The organism is Deinococcus sp., from assembly GCF_025362455.1.
Lineage (GTDB): Bacteria > Deinococcota > Deinococci > Deinococcales > Deinococcaceae > Deinococcus.
This window is the reverse complement of the sequence record NZ_JANYGJ010000098.1, coordinates 1-16,827: the sequence shown is the minus strand read 5'-3', so window position 1 is coordinate 16,827 and position 16,827 is coordinate 1. Positions and strand designations below refer to the sequence as shown.

11 protein-coding genes are annotated in these 16,827 nt (G+C 67.3%); 8 read left to right on the top strand and 3 right to left on the bottom strand.

Going from position 1 to position 16,827, the window contains the following annotated elements:
• The first annotated feature begins 517 nt into the window (after positions 1 to 517).
• Genes Q0R23_RS07625 through Q0R23_RS07610 form a run of 4 tightly spaced genes read left to right on the top strand, consistent with a single transcriptional unit; the run spans position 518 to position 5,377 of the window.
• Entirely contained in the window at positions 518 to 811 is a 294-nt protein-coding gene (locus Q0R23_RS07625) for a hypothetical protein (protein WP_293911865.1), read from the top strand.
• Positions 808 to 3,051: a transglycosylase domain-containing protein gene (locus tag Q0R23_RS07620; protein WP_293911864.1), complete on the top strand. Its 2,244-nt coding sequence runs from the start codon at positions 808 to 810 to the stop codon at positions 3,049 to 3,051. The genes Q0R23_RS07625 and Q0R23_RS07620 overlap by 4 nt, the downstream gene beginning before the upstream one ends.
• Before the next feature lie 20 nt (positions 3,052 to 3,071).
• Positions 3,072 to 3,800, top strand: a complete 729-nt coding sequence (locus tag Q0R23_RS07615) for a VWA domain-containing protein (protein ID WP_293911863.1) — start codon at positions 3,072 to 3,074, stop codon at positions 3,798 to 3,800.
• Positions 3,801 to 3,835: 35 nt separating this feature from the next.
• Positions 3,836 to 5,377, top strand: a complete 1,542-nt coding sequence (locus Q0R23_RS07610) for a hypothetical protein (protein WP_293911862.1) — start codon at positions 3,836 to 3,838, stop codon at positions 5,375 to 5,377.
• Positions 5,378 to 5,532: 155 nt separating this feature from the next.
• On the opposite strand, the gene Q0R23_RS07605 is transcribed toward Q0R23_RS07610, so the two are convergent.
• Positions 5,533 to 7,911 carry an EAL domain-containing protein gene (locus Q0R23_RS07605; protein ID WP_293911861.1) on the bottom strand — a complete coding sequence of 793 codons (2,379 nt, stop codon included), beginning with the start codon at positions 7,909 to 7,911 and terminating at the stop codon, positions 5,533 to 5,535.
• 546 nt (positions 7,912 to 8,457) lie between these two features.
• On the opposite strand from Q0R23_RS07605, the gene Q0R23_RS07600 reads away from it, so the two are divergent.
• The 4 genes from Q0R23_RS07600 (at position 8,458) to Q0R23_RS07585 (ending at position 14,148) form a co-directional block, all read left to right on the top strand.
• On the top strand, positions 8,458 to 11,184 hold the full coding sequence (locus Q0R23_RS07600; protein ID WP_293911860.1) for an AbfB domain-containing protein: 2,727 nt from the start codon (positions 8,458 to 8,460) through the stop codon (positions 11,182 to 11,184).
• Positions 11,185 to 11,383: 199 nt separating this feature from the next.
• Positions 11,384 to 12,712: a glycosyl hydrolase gene (locus tag Q0R23_RS07595; RefSeq protein ID WP_293911859.1), complete on the top strand. Its 1,329-nt coding sequence runs from the start codon at positions 11,384 to 11,386 to the stop codon at positions 12,710 to 12,712.
• Between the two features lie 537 nt (positions 12,713 to 13,249).
• Positions 13,250 to 13,909, top strand: coding sequence for a discoidin domain-containing protein (locus Q0R23_RS07590; protein ID WP_293911857.1), 660 nt, complete (start codon positions 13,250 to 13,252; stop codon positions 13,907 to 13,909).
• Entirely contained in the window at positions 13,906 to 14,148 is a 243-nt protein-coding gene (locus Q0R23_RS07585; RefSeq protein ID WP_293911856.1) for a hypothetical protein, read from the top strand. Before Q0R23_RS07590 ends, Q0R23_RS07585 begins: the two co-directional genes overlap by 4 nt.
• A gap of 385 nt (positions 14,149 to 14,533) precedes the next feature.
• On the opposite strand, the gene Q0R23_RS07580 is transcribed toward Q0R23_RS07585, so the two are convergent.
• Complete coding sequence (locus Q0R23_RS07580) at positions 14,534 to 15,583, bottom strand: LacI family DNA-binding transcriptional regulator (protein ID WP_293911855.1); 1,050 nt, start codon at positions 15,581 to 15,583, stop codon at positions 14,534 to 14,536.
• Positions 15,584 to 15,744: 161 nt separating this feature from the next.
• Positions 15,745 to 16,524, bottom strand: a complete 780-nt coding sequence (locus Q0R23_RS07575; protein ID WP_293911854.1) for a substrate-binding domain-containing protein — start codon at positions 16,522 to 16,524, stop codon at positions 15,745 to 15,747.
• Positions 16,525 to 16,827: the final 303 nt, after the last annotated feature.

The window sequence follows — 16,827 nt, the reverse complement described above, 5'->3', positions numbered from 1 at the left end:
GACACGAACCTGAATAGCGCCCTTACTGGTAAGCTCTTCGAGAATGTGCTGCTGTTCCAGGGTCAATTCAACTGGGTGAATCTGCTTTCGTCTTGGCATCACTTAGGATATCATAAATTCAGAATCAATGTACTAGAGCAGTACTCCGAATTACGCCACGGGGAAAACAGCCTCCCCGCGCCTCCATTCTGCGTCCTGCTCAGTTAAAACTACTCGCTCCGCTCGGTCATAAAAAGACCCTTTTTATGACATCTGCTCTAGTTGACGCCGCTGCGAGTTGGGGTGCCCATTTACCAGCCGCAGCACTTCACCGCCGAGCAGGTCTGGGTGGAGGGGCACGCGGTCAATCCGTTGTCGGGTTTCAGCGCGTATTTCTATCCGATCAGCAAATGAGTCCCATCAGCAAATACGCACCGTCTCGGTCTTACCCACCCTCGTCCGACCCCACCTCATCCCAAAGCCCGCCTCATCCCAAAGGTTGACGGAAATCTCAGAATCGCCGCTCTAGACTGGGCCTATGCGGTTCGTCCACAAGCCCCGGCCCTATTCCAGTGGCCCCTTCGACGGGCTCCGTCCCGGTAAGCCCGATGAGCTCCGTCGCCCTGGTGGACGCTCGAGGCGCCCTGGGCCGCGCCGCACGCGGCCAGCTCGAACACCGACGACGCTGTGGGGTGGCCGGGCGGTCGACGCACTGGCGGCGCTGGGCCTGATCGTCACGCTGCTGATCGGCGGCGCGGCGCTGCACAACCAGCTCACCCGCGAGGCGCAGTTCGCGGCGGTGGGCCAGGCGATTTCGGGCCTGGGCCGTTGACCCGCTCCCCATCGCCGGGCTCGCTGCTGGCCGGACTGGACTCGCCCCGGCCCCTGCATCCGCTGTGGCGAGCACTGCGGCTGACGTTTGCGGCACTGGGCGCCCTGGTGCTGCTGACGCTGCTCACCGGGCTCTCAGGCGCCGTGTTCACCGGCTCGATGGGCCGCGCCTGGAACCTTCAGAACACCATCTCGCCGATCCGGGTGCAGGACCGCAGCGGGCAGGATCTGGGCGTCATCGACCACTGCGACGACATCGCCAGGCCCGGCCAGCAGACCGTCAGCAACCCGGTGCGCTGCCGCGAAACACTGGCGCTGCCGCTCTCGCAGGTGTCGCCGGGGTTTTTGCTGGCTTACCTGGCCAAAGAGGACGTGCGCTACTTCCAGCACCCCGGCATTGACCCAGGGCGGATTCCGGGCTCGCTGCTCAGCCGGGCTGGCGGCAGCACCATCACCATGCAGCTCCTGAAAAACGACGTGCTGGCCGGGCATTTCGATTACGACACCAACCGCAGCGGGCTGGAGCGCGACCTGGCCGGGCTGCTGCGCAAGGCGAGCGAGTACGTGCTCTCTCCGCTGCTGAGCCTGCGCTACAGCAAGTCCGAGGTGCTGGAAATGAGCGTCAACAGCCTGCCCTGGCTGGGCATCGGCCAGCGCCGGGGCATCCACGACGCCGCCCGGATCATCTTCGGGGTCCGGGCGAGCGACCTGAGCCTGGCCCAGAGCGCCTACCTGGTGGGTCTGTTGCCGCGCCCCAGCAGCTACCTGGTGACCGAGCAGACCCCACCCGAAGACGCCACCGAGCAGTTCCGGGCCACGCGGGCGCAGCAGTTGCTCACCCTGCGCATCCTGAAAACACACGACCTGATCTCGGAGGGCGAGTACCTGGCCGCCGTCTCCGAACCCATCCAGCCGTCGCTGTGGCGCGTCGAGTACGCCGGGAGCGGCCCCGACCTGAGCGTGGCGCGGGCCAGCCGCAACCCGGATTTTCGCAGCGCCCCCGATCCGGCCTGGAGTTTGCAGTCGGTCGTCAAGCGCGAGTTGCGTGCAGGCGGCCTGTCCCCGGCGCGGGTCGCCACCGTCGCGCTGACCGTGGACGCCGGGGCGCAGCGTGAACTGAGCGCCCGGCTGGCCCGTACCGGCGCGGGCAGCGCTGCCACCGCCGAGGGCGCCGCCGTGGTGAACCAGGGCGGCGAGATCATCGCGCTGGCCAGCAGCAGCGGGGGAGAGCCCAGCAGCGATCCGGGGCGCCAGTGGGCTACCACCGCCCGGCGAAGTGTGGCCAGCACCGTCAAGCCGCTGCTCTACGCCGCCGCTTTCGGCCAGGGAACCGGGGCGCTGACGCAACTCAGCAGCCTGCGCGACGAGCCCACCAGCTACTACGGCCAGACGGTCGGCAACAACACCGGCACCTTCCTGAACCGCGCCGTGAGCGTCCGCGAGGCCAACATGCGCTCGCTCAACACCGTGGCGGTGCAGGTCGGCCTGCCGCGTGCCGACGCGCTGGCCGCCGTGCTCAGAGCCGTGGACTACCAGCCCGACGAGGGCAACCGCTCCAGCCCGGCGCTGGGCACCTGGCGGGCCTCGCCGCTGGCGGTGGCCTCGGCGTACAGCTCTTTCGCGTCGGGTGGCGTGCGCTGCCGCCCGCATCTGATCGCCGCCGCCTACGACCTCTCCGGGCGCCGCCTGCCGCTGCCGGAGGCGAGTTGCACCCGGCTGTGGGACGAGGGCGTGGCCTTTGAGACCTACGACTTGCTGCTGGGCGCGGTGTCTGGGGGCGCCTCGCACGTCAAGTTCCTGCGGCCCGGTGTCTTCGCTGGCCTGCTCGGCAGCGCCGTGGAACTGGGCGCCAAGTCCGGCACCAGCGACGACGTGCGGGATACCTGGTGCGCCGGAGTCACGCCCGACTACGCCATGGGCGTCTGGCTGGGCGACCCGGCGGGTGTCAGTGCCGTGCCCACCGACCTCTACCGTCACCAGGCCGCCTGCCGTGAAATCGGGTTTCTACGCACACTGGGACATTCGAGGACCAGCCTGCCGCTGCCGCCCGGCCTGATCCGGGTCGGCGGCGCCGCCGTGCCCGCGCCGGGTGTGACGCTCCGCAATCCCGTCCCCGGTTCGCCGGTCGATGCACCGTCCAGCCAGACCCCAACCAACCAGACCCCAACCAACCAGACCTCAACCAACCAGACCTCAACCAGCCAGACCCCAAACAGTCAGGTCTCACCAGGCTCGCCGTGATCCACAGGAGAATCCGCCCTATGCCCAGACCCACCGCCTTGATGTTCCTCTCCAGCCTGTTGATGTCAGTGTTCATCGGGACGGCCTCGGCTCAGTCGGTGCTGGGCTTCAGTTCGCCGCCGCTGCACCTGATCGTGGCGCTGGACATGACCGGCAGCAGCAAGAATCCGGCCTTCCAGTACGCCGCCCAGGCCCGGCTGATCGCCCAGAACGTGCTGCTCAGCCAGCTCCGCAGCGGCGACAGCGTGACGCTGCTTCAGGTGTGCAGCGGCGTCAGGACCATCGCCGACTTCAAGTACCAGGCCCCCGGCGGCGAGCGGATGAACAGAGCCGATATTCTGCGCTACTCGGCGGCCCTGACGGCGCCCTGCCAGGGCAAAGGTAGCGCCATCACCGCCGGATTCGCGGCGGCCCAGGCGGCAGTGTCCCGCACGCCCACCGTTCCCGCCGTCGTCGTCTACTTCACCGACGGCGCCCTCATCGACGATCCGGGCCGGGCCGGACTGGGCGGCGTGTTCGGCAAGCTGCTGGGCAAGGGCACCGCCTGTGTGTTCATCGCCGGACTCAGCCCGGAGCCGAGTGGCAGCGGCGGCAGTGGCAGCGGGAGCAGCGGCAGCAGCGTCCGTGACGGCTTTACCGCCGCGCTGGGCAAAACTGCATTGGACGCCCGCGTGATCCTGGCCGGAGCCTACGACCTCAACAACGTCTATCCGAGTTTCGCCGCCGCCGTGAAGGCGATTCGCCGATGACTGTTTCACTACCGAACGTGCCAGGGGAGAGCCTTGTGAATGAGCCAGGCGACGTGCAAGACGATATTCGCACCCCAGTGACCAGTGTTGATCCAGTCGAGCTGGAACCCGTCGAGCTGGAACCCGTCGAGCTGGGGAACGTGGACCTGATGCCGCCTCAGAGCACTCAACCTGCCGCGCCCATTCCGCCTTACGGGCCGCTGAACATGGTCTTCGAGTCCGCCTCGCCGACCACCATTCCCTCCGAGGCGGCGCACCTGCCGGACCTGCCCGCGCCCGCGCCGATCACCGCCGAGCAGTTCATGCCGGTGCTGGCGCCGCAGACGCTAAGCGCTTACCTGGGTGAAGTCAGGCGCGATTTGATGCAGCTCGGCGACGAGGCCACCCGCGCCGAGCTGACCCGCCGCTCACGGGGCCTGGAGCTGCGCCTGACCCAGTACGAGGTCAACTACGGCGTCACCCAGGCGGCCCTGACCCGCGCCCTGGCCGAGACCGGCGTGGGCGTGCGTGATTCCTGGTCGCGGCAAGACGAGTACCTGCGCTTCATGAACGATTCGAGCAGCGCCAGCGAGCGGGCCTACCGCCAGGCCACCGAGGCCATCGAGCAGGCCACCCAGCAGCGCTTCGACGCCCTGATAAAGCAGGGCCACAGCCCGCATTTGCCGGACGCCGACGCGGTGTATATGAACTCGGCGCTGGCCAGCCTGGCCGCCGAGGGAACGCCCTACCGCCCGGAGCCGCGCAAGACTTTTTCGGGCTGGGCCTTCAACTTCTTCGCGGTGGCCAGCAAGTTTTTCGTGGGACTGCTCAGCGGCGTCAGTATCAATCTGCTGTTCAACCCCGACAGCCGCCTGTACCTGACCGTCATCGCGCTCAGCGCCGGGGTGATGTTCAGCGTGCTGCTGTTGTGGCTGCTCGAAGAACTGGCCTACCGCACGCGGCTGAGTCCAGTCGGTTCGGGCGGGTCCAAACGGGTCGTGATCGGGCGGGTGCTGGCGATGCTGGCCGTCAGCGTGCTGTACCTGAGTGTGGAAGGCTACCTCAACTGGGACGGCATTCTGCGTGTGACCCAGCAGCTCGCCGCCAACGCCGCCCAGAGCAGCACCTTGCAAGACCTCAGCGCCCCCGATTCCGGCGTCCCGGTCACGCCGCAGCACTGGTCGCTGCTGGCCTTCACGGTGGCGCTGGTGGGCATGGCGGTGGGCGCCGCGCTCGTTCAGGGCCGCAACCGCGCCTTCGAGCAGCTCGAAGCCGAGCGGCTCTCTGGCCGGGTGGCGCAGCTCCGCTCCAGCGGCGCTTTGCAGGAGGTCGCCCGCGCCGCCGACCTGCCTGCCTGGCTGGAGGAGGCCCGCGAGCGCATTCGCCCGCCCAGAGACATCAGTTCGCCGCGCCACGCCAAGCTCAACGAGCGGGTGCTGGGCTGGTGGGAGCAGGAGCGCGACTCGCAGATCAGCGAACTCAGCGGCGCCATCGTCCGCGAGGCGAAGGAGGTGCAGGCGCTGCTCGAAAGCCTGGCGCTGGACGTGCAGCGGGCCAGATTCCCGGTAAGGCGGCGCCTGGGCGGGCTGCTGAGCTGAGCTGAGAGCAGTACTCCGAATTACGCCACGGGGAAAACAGCCTCCCCGCGCCTCCATTCTGCGTCCTGCTCAGTTAACACTACTCGCTCCGCTCGGTCATAAAAAGACCCTTTTTATGACATCTGCTCTAGACGCGCACCTGTTTCCCATACCAGCTAAGGCGCGTTCCCGCTGTCCTGCTGAACAGTCACCGTCTCACCGAGCCCCGACGGCGCGGCGCTCACCGCCACTGCCACCGCCGCCACCGCCGCCGCCGCCACCGCCGCCGCCGCCGCCTCATAGGCCATCGGGCGGGCGAAACAATACCCCTGGCCCACGTCGCAGCCCAGCACGCGCAGCGCCTCGGCGACGTCGGCGCTCTCGATGCCCTCGGCGACCACCGCCAGGCCCAGGCTGTGGCCCAGCGTGACGATGGCCCGCACGAAGGCGGCGCCCTGCTGCTGCATCTCCTGCACGAACACCCGGTCAATTTTCAGGATGTCCACCGGCAGGGCGCGGAGCTGTCCCAGGCTGGAATAGCCGGTGCCGAAGTCGTCCAGGGCGATGCGCACGCCCAGAGTGCGCAACTCGGTCAGGGTGGCGCGGGCCTGGGCCACGTTGCCGAGCACGGCGCTCTCGGTGATCTCCAGCGTCAGCAAGCTGGGCTCGAAACCGAACTCGGCCAGGGCAGCCCGCACGTCCGGCACGAAATCCGGGGCGCCGAAACTGGTGGCCGAGACGTTGACCGCCACGCCGACGCCCGGCAGCTCGCCCTGCCAGCGCCGGGCCGCGTCCAGGGCGCGGCGCAGCACCCAGCGTCCGATGCCGCCCATCATCTCGCGGGCTTCGGCCACCGGAATGAACTCGGCGGGCGAGACCGGGCCGATGACCGGCGAGGTCCAGCGCAGCAGCGCCTCGAAGCTGTCGGTCTGATGTGTGGCCAGCACCCGCAGCGGCTGAAAGTGCAGCGAGAATTCCCCGCGCTCCAGGGCGCCGCGCAGCAGCCCTTCGAGCTGGGTCTGGGGGGCGTGCAGGCGGCCCAGCGCCGGACTGTAAAAGCGCCAGGTGTTTTTGCCCGCCTGCTTGGCCTGGTACATGGCGGTGTCGGCGTAGGCCAGGGCGCCCGCCGCCAGGCCGTGATCCGAGGGGCACAGCGCCACCCCGATGCTGGCGGTCAGGCTCAGGGTCTCCGGGCCGATCTGGAACGGGCGGGCCAGGGCGTCAAGCAAGACCTGGGCCATCCGGGCCGCCGCGCTGACGCTTTCCAGGTCGGGCATGATGACCACGAATTCGTCGCCGCCGTAGCGGGCCAGTTCGTCGGCGGGCCGCAGTTCGCCGCCCAGCCGCCGGGCCACCTCGCGCAGCACCAGGTCGCCCACCGGATGCCCGAAGGTGTCGTTGATCTGCTTCATGCGGTCCAGGTCGATAAACAGCACCGCCAGGAGCCGGTTGCGGCTGACCGAGCCGTCGATAAGCCGCTGGAGCAGGCCGTCCAGGTCGCTGCGGTTGCGCGCCCCGGTCAGCGGATCGTGCTCGGCGCGGTGGGTTAGTCGTAAGTTCAGCACCTGGTTTTCGGTCAGGGCCAGCACCTGGCGCAGCATGAACAGACTGACCGCCACGATCATCAGCGTGCGCTGCACCGGGTCGAGCGGGCCGAGGTCGGTCGTTATCATCTCGCGCAGGGAGCGCCAGACGTAGGCGGCGAAAACAATCAGCACCGCGTAGTGCGGCAGCAGCGGCGCCCACTGCTCGCCGCGCACCTGCTCGCCGCGCCGCCGCCGGGCCTTGCCCTGGCCGCCCTGGTGGCGGTAGGCGGCCCAGCCCAGAAACGTCGCGGCCAGCGCCCAGCCGCTGTCGGTCAGGCCGCCGATCTGATAAGTGCCGCTGCCCTGCTCATAGGCGTAGGCCAGGTCGGTGGCCAGAAACGCCAGCATTCCGGCGGCCAGCAGCAGCGTGTCGCGCCGGGCGAGTTCGGAGCTTCGCCGCAGCGCCAGGTTCAGCGTCACGGCGCACAGCAGCAGGTCGCCCAGCGGATAGGCCAGCGCCACGTCTCTGCGCAGCATCTGGCCGGGATAGCTGTCGAGTAGGCCCCGAACCGAGGTGACCCAGATCAGGTCGCCCAGCATGGCGCTGACCAGCAGCACGTCGATCACCAGGCTCAGCGTCTGGAGCCGCCCGGCCTTTTCCCGGCGCAGTTGCAGCAGCCCGGCCCCAAACAGCGGAATGGCGCCCAGGTACCCGACGTCGGCCAGCGACGGAAAGGCGTCTGTGTGCAGCACCTGGTCATAGATCAGAAAAACCGTGTAGCCCAGGCCCCAGCTCATGAGCCCGGCGCCCAGCCAGCTCCAGATCCGCGCCGCATCTGGCTGGAGTGCGGCCCGAAACGCCAGCGCGGCGCTGAGGCCGAAGGCGGGCAGCAGCCCCCAGTCGCCGATCAGCCGCTGCACCTCGGCCCCCGGACGGGCCAGGGCGCTCCAGCCGAAGTAGCCAGCCGTGTACACGACCAGCAGGCCGAAGATCAGCGTGGAGGTGAGGCGGGGAGTCGGCGTGGCCATCGGCCCGGTCAGTGTAGACGTAAGCGGCCTTACACCTGTCTGACAGGGCGGTGAACGGGCAGTCAGGTCACGCGCCGGGCAAACACGATGTTCCACTCGGCGTTTCATTCGGCAACGGACCGGCACGCCGCAGCTTCGGCGGCCCCCGACTGTTCCGGACCCGACTGTTCCAGACCCGACTGTCCCTGAACCGAGCCTGGCGCCCGCGCTGGCAGCCCGCTGAGGCCCGATCTGAACAGCACGGACTTCGGCGCCCAGATACCGATGTTGTCTAGACAGTTAGAAATTTCCAGGGCCAACAGCGGTTGGGAATGTGATTCTCTATGAGAGCCCATTAACCTAATTTCATCCACTGCCGCCTGGCTGGCTGGCCACCAATCTGGTCTCGGTCGTTGTTGTGTGAGCCGCCGCAGCGCCGCGCACAGACCAGGTTCCGCTTCGCCGGTCCGCCTATGAGCCCTAGTGACCGCTATGAGCCCTAGTAACCGGCGTTTTACTTCACTTGTTGCGCTCCAACCCGGCGCGGCACTCCACACTGAGGTTCAGATGCAAAAAATTGCCCTTCCCCTGACCGGTCTGCTGCTCCTGCTCAGCAGTTGCAACACCGCCCAGAACCTGCCCGTCGGCGCGCCGCTCGACACCCAGGCGCTGACCTGCTCGACCACCAACGCCGCGCTGAACAAGGCCTCGCTGTCGTCGAGCAACGAGACCAACAACAACCTGTCCGGCCAGGCTTTCGACGGCAACGGCGCGACCCGCTGGAGCAGCGCCTATCAGGACAACCAGTGGATTTACGTCAACCTCGGCAGCGTGCAGGACATCTGCGGCGTGACCTTGCAGTGGGAGGCGGCCTACGCCAAGTCGTTCCGTATCGAGGTCTCAGGCGACGCGACCACCTGGACCCCGATCTACTCGACGACCACTGGAGCGGGCGGCACCCAGACCCTGAGCGTCACCGGGCGCGGCCAGTACGTGCGGATGTTCGGCCTGACCCGTGCGATCGCGGCGGGTTTCTCGCTGTTCGAGTTCAGCGTCAACACCGGCACCAACGTCACCACCCCTCCGGGCGGCGGCACCCTGCCCGCCATCACCAAGGGCAACACCTACTCGCTGCGGGTGCTCACCCCCGGCTTCACCGACCGCTCGCTGCGCCACCAGAACAGCCTGGGGTTCACCTCGCCGGTCAACGCGTCCAGTGACGCCCTGACCCGCTCCGACGCCACCTGGAAGGTCGTGGCCGGTCTGGCCGACGCCAACTGCCTGTCGTTCGAGGCGGTCAACGTCGCGGGCAGCTACCTGCGTCACGCCAACTCACGCCTGCGCATCGATCCGATTAGTGCAGACGCGCTGTACAGCAACGACGCCACCTTCTGCCCGGTGCCCTCGCTCGACGGCAGCAGCAACGTGTCGCTGGCCTCCAAGAACTTCCCCGGCAGCTTCGTGCGTCACCGGGGCGGCGAAATCTGGCTCGACCCCAACGGCAACAACGCCGGTTTCAACGCCGACGCCTCGTGGAATTTCGGGGCGCCCTGGGCCACCACGACGCCCCCGCCCCCGCCCGTGAACCCTCCGGTGACCCTGCCCACCAGCGACAATCCCGACTTCGGCCCCAACGTCAAGATCTTCGACCCCAGCACGCCAGCGACGACCATCCAGAGCGCGGTGGATACGGCCTTCAACGCCCAGCTCCTGAAATCCACGGCGCAGTTCGGCGACCAGCGCTACACCTTCTTGTTCAAGCCGGGCACCTATACGGGGCGCTTTTTCGCCAACCTGGGGTTCTACACCACCGTCGCCGGACTGGGCCTGAACCCCGACGACACCAACCTCAATGCCGACCTGAACGTGGACAGCGGCTGGAACCTGGGCGACGAGAAAAACGCCACCCAGAACTTCTGGAGATCGGCGGAGAACCTGGCGATCACCCCGGCGAACGGCACCAACCGCTGGGCCGTCTCGCAGGCCGCGCCGCTGAGGCGAGTCCACATCAAGGGCAACCTGACGCTGGCGCCCAGCAACCAGGACAACGGTCAGGGCTACTCCAGCGGCGGCTACCTGGGCGACCTGCGGGTCGATGGCAACGTGAGCAGCGGCTCGCAGCAGCAGTTCTACACCCGCGACAGCAGCATCGGGAGCTGGAACGGCGGCGTCTGGAATATGGTCTTCTCCGGGGTCCAGGGCGCTCCGGCCCCCACCTTCCCCAGCCCGCCCGCCACCGTGCTGCCGAACACGCCCTCCTCGCGTGAGAAGCCGTACCTGTACCTCGATTCGGCGGGTAAATACCGCGTCTTCGTGCCCAGCCTGCGGACCAACGCGGTGGGTGTGAGCTGGCCCAACACGCCGGGCAACTCCATTCCCATGAGCCAGTTTTACGTCGCCAGGCCCAGCGACAGCGCGGCGACCCTCAATGCGGCGCTCGGTCAGGGCCTGAACCTGTTCTTTACGCCGGGCGTCTACCACCTGTCGCAAACCCTCAACGTGACCAGAGCCAACACCGTGGTCACGGGTCTGGGCTTTCCGACCCTGGTGCCCGACAACGGCGTCAATGCCGTTCAGGTGGCCGACGTGGACGGCGTGAACGTCTCCGGCATCCTCTTCGACGCGGGCACGGTCAATACCCCGGCGCTGCTGACGGTGGGCACGGCGGGAAGTCATAACAACCACGCGGCCAACCCGATTACCGTGCAGGACGTGTTTTTCCGCATCGGCGGCGCGGTGGCGGGCAAGTCCACCACCAGCCTGATCGTGAACAGCGACAACACCATCGTCGATCACATCTGGGCCTGGCGGGCCGACCACGGCAACTCGCCCACCGGCTGGACCATCAACACGGCGGCCAACGGCCTGATCGTCAACGGTAACAACGTGCTGGCCACCGGCCTGTTCGTCGAGCACTACCAGCAGTACGAAGTGCTCTGGAACGGTCAGGGCGGCAAGACCATCTTCTTCCAGAACGAAAAGCCCTACGACGTGCCCGACAACGCCACCTGGCGCGCCGGAGCCAACGGCTACGCCGCCTACAAGGTCGCCGACAGCGTGACCAGCCATGAGGGCTGGGGCCTGGGCAGCTACTGCTTTTTCAACGTCAACCCGCTGATTCACCTCGACCACAGCTTCGAGGTGCCGAGCGCGGCGGGCGTCAAGTTCCACAATCTGCTGACCGTCTCGCTGAACAACGCGGGCTTCATCGACCACATCATCAACAACGCCGGAGCGCAGGCCCCGGCCCCCAACACCAACACCTCGCCCGTCACCCTGGTCAGCTACCCCTGATCTGCGCCTCTCCGGCCTGCTGCGACCCGTGCAGCAGGCCGGGTTTCGTCTATTCAGGGCTTTTGCAAGTCAGGCTCTGGGTGAACGGCCCTGACACTGACCTGGCACCGGGGCAGCCCCGCTGTGGCCCTCCAGAATTCAACGCCCCCAGTCCTTTTCGCTTCGAGGTGCCCACATGACCCGCAATACGGTAAACCGAATGGCCCGAACTGCCCTGCTGCCCCTCCTGGGGCTGGCCCTGGGCGTGGGTCTGCTGATGAGCTGCGACACGGCTCCGACGGCCTCGGCTTCACAGGTGTCGCCCCTGGTCCAGACTGCCGCCGTGCCGATCAAGAGTCCCAAGCGGGGCCTCGCCTACGACCTGGCCAGCGCCGCCGATCTCGCCGCCCTGGCGCCCGGTGTGAGCTGGTGGTACAACTGGTCGAGTGCGCCGAACGGGGGAGCGCCCGCCGATTACCAGGCCCGCTACAGCATGGACTTTTTGCCGATGCTGTGGAACGGCAATTTCAACACCGCCGACATCGAGGCCAGGCTGCGGGCCAATCCGGCGGTGAAGTACCTGCTGGTCATGAACGAGCCGAACCTGACCGACCAGTCCAATCTGTCTCCAGCCCAGGCTGCCGCGCTCTGGCCGCGCTACGAGCAGGTCGCCGCCGATACCGGCGTGCAGCTCGTCGGCCCGGCCATGAACTGGGGCACGCTGCCCGGCTACGCCGACCCGGTGGTCTGGCTCGACGCCTTCTACGCCGCCTACCGCAGCCAGCACGCCGGGCAGAGTCCCCGCATCGACGCGCTGGTGTTTCACTGGTACGACTACGGCCTGAGCGCCCAGCTCGACCGCCTGACCAAGTACGGCAAACCCTTCTGGGTCACCGAGCTGACCAACTGGCATACCGGCGACGGCAGCGCCCAGATCGACTCGGTGGCCAAGCAAAAAGCCCAGATGGCCGAGATGGTGGCGACGCTCGAAGCCCGCAGCGACGTGCAGCGCTACGCCTGGTTCACCGGACGCTGGAACAACGACTCGCACTTCACCAGCCTGCTGGGCGCCTCCGGGCAGCTCACCGAGTTGGGCCGCTATTACCTCTCGCTGCCGTTCGCGGGCAGCGCCACGCCGCCGCCTGCCGCCGCTTGCGGGACCGGCAACGCGGCGCTCGGCAAGCCTGCCCAGGCCTCCAGCTCGGAGAACGGCGCCACGCTGGCTCCGGCGGCCTTCGACGGCAACGCGGGCACCCGCTGGAGCAGCGCCCGCAGTGACCGGGAATGGATACAGGTCAACCTCGGCAGCGTCCAGAAGCTGTGTCAGGTCACCCTCCAGTGGGAGGCCGCCTACGGCAAGGCGTTCGAGCTTCAGGTGTCAAACGACGGCCAGACCTGGACCCCGGTATACAGCACGACCACCGGCACGGGCGGCACCGTGCGCATTCCGCTCAGCGCCAGCGGCCAGTACCTGCGGATGCAGGGCACCTTGCGCGGCAGCCCCTGGGGGTACTCGCTGTTCGAGATGGCGGTGAACACGGCGCCGTAAGCTCACCCCCTGGCGTCGGGTCCATGCGGGCGGTTCGGCGACCTACGCCGGGCCGCTCGCCTGCATTGCCACCGCCGCAGGGCCAGCCGGGCGACAGTGCTAGCCGGGCGACAGTGCTAGCCGGGGGTCGGGCATCAGGCAGGCCGGGCGAAAGGGCCTCACCGGCTCACCGCTGAAGGCAGCCGTCTCCAAATCGCCGGGCCGGGCCTTCCGGGGAGCGCTACACCGGAGGGCAACGGAAATAAGAATGTAACCTGATGCTAGATTAAGTTGCGTCCCCTATATTTTAGTCCTACACACACCGAAGCCAACAACACAATTCACGAGCAGCAACCGGACCGTGCCTGTTCCGGTTTCAGAGTTTACGCTCCAGTTCTTGAACGTCCTGCTGGCGTCTGGACCGCCGCTGGATCACAGTCCTACCTCGTCCACAGGGGACGGCCCCGCAATGCTGGGGATTTCCCCCCCAATCCCGGAGGTCAAGATGATCTGGAGCCCCAACTGAAGTCCCGTTTTCCGCTCACCGGCGCCGCATTGATGGGCCTGAGTCTGCTGCTCGGCGCCTGTGGTAGCCAGAATTCGGCCCTGAATTCGCCCACCGCGCCGCTGCTGAGCAGCCAGGCGACGAACGTCTGCGCGACCACCGACCTGGCCGCCAACCACCCGGCGCTCAGCTCAGGGGACGAGTTCAGCGGCACCCCGGCCAGCGCCGCCTTCGACAACAACCTGACGACCCGCTGGTCGAGCCCCTTCACGGTGCCCGGCGCCGACAGTCAGTGGGTGCAAGTCGATCTGGGCAGCGTGCAGAGTCTGTGCCAGGTGACGTTGCAGTGGGAGGCGGCCTACGGCAAGTCGTTCGAGATTCAGAGTTCCCTTGACGGCGCGAGCTGGACGCCCATCTACACGACGACCACCGGACCAGGCGGCAACCAGACCATCGACGTGAGCGGCAGCGGACGGTACGTGCGGATGCAGGGCGTCAAATGCGCGACCGGGTACGGCTACTCGCTGTCCTCCATGCTGGTCTACGGCACGGCGGGCACGGGCACGGGACCAGGCACGGGCACGACCATCTGCGGGACGGAGAATGTGGCGCTGAACAAGCCAGCCACGGCCAGCTCGACCGAGAACGTCGCCACGACCCCTGACCTGGCCGTCGACGGCAATGCCGCCACGCGTTGGTCGCCGACAACGTGACCACGCACGAAGCCTGGGCTCTGGGCAGCTACTCCTTCTTCCAGACGAACCCGGCGGTCAAGGTCTCGCACGGTTTCGAGGTGCCCAACACCCCCAATGTCAAGTTCCACAGCGTCTTCACCGTCTCGCTCGGCAACGTCGGCACCATCGAGAACGTCATCAACAACGTCGGCGCCCAGGTGCCCTTCCCGCTGCCAGCAGACAATACCCGGCCCAGTCCGGTCGTGAGCTACCCCTGATCGCCCGTTGCCCGTGATACCTGTCGCCCCTCTCTGAGACAGGCTCGGATGAATCAGTTCAGCCGTCACCGATTCGTCCGGACCGAGAGTGGGAGTGGAAGAGAGTACGGGCTGTGCGGTATGGACGAGCACCGAAGTGTTTTTCCGGATGTTTGAGGAATAAAACGCAGGGCCGTATGAGCCCCCTGGAGGCCGCCCAGGACAGTGTAACCTCGATCTTTGGAAACATTTGCTCGAAGGAGCAACGTCGTGCGCCGCCAGGGGAGAGGTCCTCTGGCGGCGCACTGTTGGGCTTCACGCGGCTGCACGCCAACTGCCGGTCGTCTGCGGTGGGGCGTGATAGCGACTTGTGGGTCAGTGGCTTGTGTGTCAGTGGCTTTCGGGCTCAGTGGTCTTTGGGCGGGGCCGCCGATTCGCGCCGGATCAGTTCGGTGAGAAAAGGTGGGGGCAGCGGCGGGTTGTGGCCGTCGGCCAAGGCCACCAGCATCTTCACGGCGGCCTCGCCCATCAGCCGCAGCGGCTGGCGCACGGTGCTCAGCCCTGGGCGCGAGGCCGCCGCGATGGGCAGGTCGTCGAAACCCACCACTGACAGGTCGCCGGGCACCTCCAGACCCCGGTCCTGGGCGACGTGCATGGCGCCCAGGGCCATCGCGTCACCGGACACGAACACGGCGGTGGGCGGCGTCTTCAGGTCGAGGAGTTTGCGGGCCGCCGCCTCACCGCTGGCTTTGGTGTAGTCGCCGTGCTGGACGTAGCCGCGTGGAATGTCCAGGCCCGCCTGTGCCATGCTGGTCTGGTAGCCCCGAAACCGCTCGTCGGCGTCGTCACGGTCGTACTGGACCGGCCCCGGCTTGTTGCCGCCCGATACCCGGTCCTCGTCGAGCAGGCCGCTGATAAAGCCGATGTGGGTGTGGCCCAGTTCGATCAGGTGGCGCGTCGCCAGGCAGGCGCCACCGAAGTTGTCCACCGTGAAGGGCCGCTCGCCGGGGCCGTCTACGCTGACCACGTGCGTCGGCAGATCGGTGCGCCACCACAGCCGCTGCTGCGAGGGCTGAATCAGTAACGCGCCCACCGACATCCGGGTCATCACCGACAGGTCCGAGGCGGTGCTCTCGCCCAGCATCATGACCACCAGGTCGTAATTCAGCACCTCGGCAGCCTGGGCGGCGCCGTGGACGACCTCGGCGGCGTAGAGCTTGTTGAGCTGCGGCGCGAAGACGCTAATCAGGCGGCTGCGGCCCCCGGCCAGCGCCCGCGCCATCGGGTTGACCCGGTAGCCGGTGGAGGCCACGGCGTCGAGCACCCGCTGCCGGGTCACGGGCCGCACGCCGGTCTTGGCATTGATGACGTTGGAAACCGTCATCGGCGAGACCCCAGCCTGCCGGGCCACGTCCTGCAAGGTGATGGTCGATTTGCCCCGCTGGGTGTCAGCCACGGCGTGTGCTCCCGGCCAAGGCCGACCAGGCGGAGGTAAACTCAGAATTCTCGTACATAATTCATACTGCTACCATTATACGGCCCGGAGACAAAACTGTACATGCCCCGGCTTGCGGCGCACGCGCTGCTCCGGTGACGACAGACCTGCCGCTGCGCCGGTCATGGCCGGGTGGTCGATTCGCGCTCGATCAGTTGCGTCGCAAAGGGCCGGGGCCATTCGGGTGTGCGGCCTTCGGCCAGCGCCACCAGCAGCCCGACCGCCGCCTCACCCATCAGTTCCAGCGGCTGACGCATGGTGCTCAGCCCTGGGCGCAAGGCGGCGGCGACAGGCAGATCGCCGAAACCCACCACCGACAGGTCGCGCGGCACCGTCAGACCCCGGTCCTGGGCAGCGTGGACGGCCCCCAGCGCCATGGCGTCGCCCGCCACGAAGACGGCGGTGGGCGGCGCATTCAGGGCCAGCAGGCGGTGGGTGGCCGCTTCGCCGCTGGCTTTGGAATAGTCGCCGTGCTGCACGCAACCCTCCGGAATACCCAGCGCCGAGGCCCGCATGAAGTCGCGGTAAGCCTTCAGCCGCTCGGTGGCGTCGTCGCGGGCCTGGACTTCGGGCTGCCCCGGCTCGCTGAGCAGCGGTTCACTGTTCAGACCGCTAATCAGGCCGATGCGGGTGTGACCCAGCTCGCTCAGGTGCCGCAGGGCCTTCAGGGCGCCGCCGTAGTTGTCCACCATCAGTTGCCGCTCGCCGGGGCCGTCCACGCTGACGGTGTGGGCGCTCAGCTCGCCGCGCAGGCCGCGCCCGTCCAGACCCGGCTGAATCAGCAACGCGCCCACCGACATCCGGGTCATCACCGACAGGTCAGGGGCGGTGCTCTCGCCCAGCATCATGACCACCAGGTCGTAATTCAGCGCCTCGGCGGCCCGCACCGCGCCCTGAACCACCTCGGCGGCGTAGGGCCGGTTGAGTTGCGGCGTGAAGACGCTAGAGCAGTACTCCGAATGACGCCACGGGGAAAACAGCCTCCCCGCGCCTCCATTCTGCGCCTTGCTCAGTCAACACTACTCGCTCCGCTCGGTCATAAAAAGACCCTTTTTATGACCTCTGCTCTAGAGCAAGTGGCATAATAAGTACATGCGAACGATTGTGGGCGCCAGGGGCTACGGTATCGAGCTGAGAGAACGCATCGTCAAAGCCGTCCAGAACGGCGAAAATATCGATAACGTCGCTCGGAAGTTTGAAGTGCA

What these genes read in the sequence shown, in the direction of transcription:
- Q0R23_RS07625 (WP_293911865.1), top strand. Translation starts at nt 518, where the DNA reads ATGCGGTTCGTCCACAAGCCCCGGCCCTATTCCAGTGGCCCCTTCGAC.
- Q0R23_RS07615 (WP_293911863.1), top strand. Translation starts at nt 3,072, where the DNA reads ATGCCCAGACCCACCGCCTTGATGTTCCTCTCCAGCCTGTTGATGTCA.
- Q0R23_RS07605 (WP_293911861.1), bottom strand. Translation starts at nt 7,911, where the DNA reads ATGGCCACGCCGACTCCCCGCCTCACCTCCACGCTGATCTTCGGCCTG.
- Q0R23_RS07600 (WP_293911860.1), top strand. Translation starts at nt 8,458, where the DNA reads ATGCAAAAAATTGCCCTTCCCCTGACCGGTCTGCTGCTCCTGCTCAGC.
- Q0R23_RS07595 (WP_293911859.1), top strand. Translation starts at nt 11,384, where the DNA reads ATGGCCCGAACTGCCCTGCTGCCCCTCCTGGGGCTGGCCCTGGGCGTG.
- Q0R23_RS07590 (WP_293911857.1), top strand. Translation starts at nt 13,250, where the DNA reads ATGGGCCTGAGTCTGCTGCTCGGCGCCTGTGGTAGCCAGAATTCGGCC.